Annotated in this window: 1 protein-coding gene and 1 pseudogene; one reads left to right on the top strand and one right to left on the bottom strand. The window is 74.5% G+C overall.

Features of this window, described 5'->3' with window-relative positions; genetic code table 11:
* Positions 1–292 (top strand): annotated as a pseudogene (locus AC08OU_RS24405) (aa3-type cytochrome oxidase subunit I); the annotation flags it as partial.
* Here AC08OU_RS24405 and AC08OU_RS24400 read toward each other — a convergent pair.
* Positions 276–965 (bottom strand): diacylglycerol/lipid kinase family protein (locus tag AC08OU_RS24400; RefSeq protein WP_476605914.1); only part of this gene is annotated, 690 nt, incomplete at its 5' end. The pseudogene AC08OU_RS24405 and the gene AC08OU_RS24400 sit on opposite strands and share 17 nt — an antisense overlap.

Raw genomic sequence — 965 nt, 5'->3', positions numbered from 1 at the left:
CCCACTCGCCGTCGTCGACGACCCCTGGGGCTACGGGAACTCGTTGGAATGGGCGACGTCCTGCCCGCCGCCGCGGCACAACTTCCGGACGCTGCCGCGTATCCGCTCCGAACGCCCGGCCTTCGACCTGCACTATCCCCAGGCAGCCGGCCGCATCGACTACCATTCGACCCCCGAGATCACACTGACCCCCGAGACCACGCCGAGGCCCGAGACCGCGGACCCGGCCGAACCCACCGCGGCCGAACCCGACCGCCCGGCCCCGGAATCCGGCTTCAGGACCCCGGAATAACCGGCACGAGCAGCCGCAGGGCACCGGGGCGCACGACAATCTCCGCCGGCAGCGACGCCAGCGGATCGCCGTCGGCGTAGACGGCGAAGGGCCGGTCGGCCTCGACGCGCACCCGCCGGGCCCGCAGCACCCGCACGTGCCGGGTGTCGACGTGATGCCCGGAGAACACCCGCGGGAACAGCGCCAGGAACGTCAGGCGGGAGGTGCGCGAGATCAGCAGGACGTCCAGCAGCCCGTCGGCGATGTCCGCCCCCGGGGCGAACCGCATCCCGCCGCCGTAATACGCCGAGTTCGCCGCCGCGACCGTCCACCCGACCAGGTCCCGAGGTGCGAGGTCGTCCACCGTCACCGTGAAGCGCGCCGGGCGCCAGGCAGCCAGCGCCCGCAGCGCCGCGTAGGTGTAGACCTGCTGGCCGCGTAGGAACCGGGTCCGGTTGGCGATCACCTGGACGTCGGAGTCGTAGCCGACGCTCGCGATCCCGAGAAACGGCCGGCCGCCGACCTCGGGCAGGTCGACCCGGCGTTCCCGGGCGTGCGCGAGCCCGGCCGCGACACGGCACGGGTCGCGGGGCAGGCCGAGACCACGCACGAAGTCGTTGCCGCGCCCGCCGGGGAGCACCGCGAGCACGCCGCCGCAGCGGGCCACCCCCCCTGCCACCGCGCCGGCTAGGCC

Source organism: Frankia sp. CcMO1, assembly GCF_977945845.1.
This window is presented reverse-complemented; position numbering and strand designations above follow the sequence as displayed.